Source organism: Rhizobium sp. R711, from assembly GCF_002211365.1.
Classification (GTDB): Bacteria; Pseudomonadota; Alphaproteobacteria; order Rhizobiales; family Rhizobiaceae; genus Rhizobium.
The window spans coordinates 1-2,500 of sequence record NZ_LOKZ01000030.1; the positions used below are offsets into that span (position 1 = coordinate 1).

The 2,500-nt window shown below is 53.8% G+C and carries 1 tRNA gene and 2 rRNA genes (1 of these 3 cut by a window edge); all 3 read right to left on the reverse strand.

Annotated features, from left to right (window positions below):
- Position 1: 1 nt before the first annotated feature.
- Positions 2–78 (reverse strand) — tRNA-Met (locus ATY80_RS20580).
- Between the two features lie 323 nt (positions 79–401).
- A 5S ribosomal RNA gene (gene rrf, locus ATY80_RS20585) occupies positions 402–516 on the reverse strand.
- Positions 517–647: 131 nt separating this feature from the next.
- Positions 648–2,500, reverse strand: a 23S ribosomal RNA gene (locus ATY80_RS20590) (it continues 1,031 nt past the right edge of the window).

Consider the following 2,500-nt stretch of genomic DNA (forward strand, 5'->3'; position numbering starts at 1 on the left):
TTGGTTGCGGGGGCAGGATTTGAACCTGCGGCCTTCAGGTTATGAGCCTGACGAGCTACCGGGCTGCTCCACCCCGCGTCCTCTAGGTAAGCCGCTTTGCGGCTTATCCGGTGTGCGTAAATCCGGTTGGGATTTATCGCGGCGGCGTAACCGCTTGGCGGTTAAGCCTTCTTCCTGAGCAACTTGCGAAGCAAGTTGTCTCATGTAAGGGACGCACCATCAGACAAGCTGTGCGGTGCGCCGATCTTTCCTTCTGCATATAGGGCCCAAAGCAGAAAGGACCGCTTTAGGCGGCCCTTTTTTGTCGGCTTGGGCCGTCATTTCATGATGAGAAGATTATCTTTTGTTTCACATGTTCGAATATCTTCGACATCCGGCGCATGTGTTGTTGCGTTTAGCAGACCTGGCAGCGACCGACTCTCCCGCGTCTTAAGACGAAGTACCATAGGCGCTGGGGCGTTTCACGGCCGTGTTCGGAATGGGAACGGGTGCAGCCGCCCCGCCATAACCACCAGGTCAGCGAAGCGCAACAATTGAGAAGCTGGCGAGGCCGTGACTTTCTCGAAGTCACTACCCTCATTTTTAGTCTTGAACACGTCTAGGCGTCATTTTCAGTCTTTCGACTGTGATGAACATGATCAATGAGAACGATCAAGCCAATCGAGCTATTAGTACCGGTAAGCTTCACACATTGCTGCGCTTCCACACCCGGCCTATCAACGTGGTCGTCTTCCACGGCTCTGATAGGGAATACTCGTTTTCAGGTTGGTTTCCCGCTTAGATGCCTTCAGCGGTTATCCATTCCATATGTAGCTACCCTGCTATGCCCTTGGCAGGACAACAGGTCCACCAGAGATATGTCCATCCCGGTCCTCTCGTACTAGGGACAGATCCTGTCAATATTCCTACACCCACGGCAGATAGGGACCGAACTGTCTCACGACGTTCTGAACCCAGCTCACGTACCGCTTTAATTGGCGAACAGCCAAACCCTTGGGACCTGCTCCAGCCCCAGGATGCGATGAGCCGACATCGAGGTGCCAAACAACCCCGTCGATATGGACTCTTGGGGGTCATCAGCCTGTTATCCCCGGCGTACCTTTTATCCGTTGAGCGATGGCCCTTCCACGCGGGACCACCGGATCACTATGACCGACTTTCGTCTCTGCTCGACTTGTCAGTCTCGCAGTCAGGCGGGCTTATGCCATTGCACTCGACGACCGATTTCCGACCGGTCTGAGCCCACCATCGCGCGCCTCCGTTACTCTTTCGGAGGCGACCGCCCCAGTCAAACTACCCACCATACACTGTCCCGGATCCGGATAACGGACCGCGGTTAGACATCCATGACGATAAGGGTGGTATTTCAAGGATGGCTCCACGGAAACTGGCGTCCCCGCTTCAAAGCCTACCACCTATCCTACACATGCCGACACGAATGCCAGTGTAAAGCTATAGTAAAGGTGCACGGGGTCTTTCCGTCTGACCGCAGGAACCCCGCATCTTCACGGGGAATTCAATTTCACTGAGTCTATGTTGGAGACAGCGGGGAAGTCGTTACGCCATTCGTGCAGGTCGGAACTTACCCGACAAGGAATTTCGCTACCTTAGGACCGTTATAGTTACGGCCGCCGTTTACTGGGGCTTCGATTCAAAGCTTGCACCTCTCCTCTTAACCTTCCAGCACCGGGCAGGCGTCAGACCCTATACGTCGTCTTGCGACTTCGCAGAGCCCTGTGTTTTTGATAAACAGTCGCTACCCCCTGGTCTGTGCCACCCCACAACACTTGCGTATCATGGGGTCACGCTTCTTCCGAAGTTACGCGTGCAATTTGCCGAGTTCCTTCAACATAGTTCTCTCAAGCGCCTTGGTATACTCTACCTGACCACCTGTGTCGGTTTCGGGTACGGTCTATACGGTGGAGCTATTTCCTGGAACCGCGTCCCTGCAAGATCAATCCAATAAGACCTTACAAGTTGAGCAATCCGTCACTACCACCAGGCCCACGAATATTAACGTGGTTCCCATCGACTACGCGTGTCCGCCTCGTCTTAGGGGCCGGCTAACCCTGCTCAGATTAACTTTAAGCAGGAACCCTTGGTCTTTCGGCGAGAGGGTCTCTCACCCTCTTTATCGTTACTCATGTCAACATTCGCACTTCCGATACCTCCAGGATGTCTCACGACTGTCCCTTCACAGGCTTACGGAACGCTCCGCTACCACGTGTATTGCTACACATCCTCAGCTTCGGTGCATGGCTTCAGCCCCGTTACATTTTCGGCGCAAAGACCCTTATTTAGACCAGTGAGCTGTTACGCTTTCTTTAAATGATGGCTGCTTCTAAGCCAACATCCTGGTTGTTTTGGGATCCTCACATCCTTTCCCACTTAGCCATGACTTGGGGACCTTAGCTGGAGGTTAGGGTTGTTGCCCTTTTCACGACGGACGTTAGCACCCGCCGTGTGTCTGCCGACTAGTACTCCTGGGTATTCGGAGTTT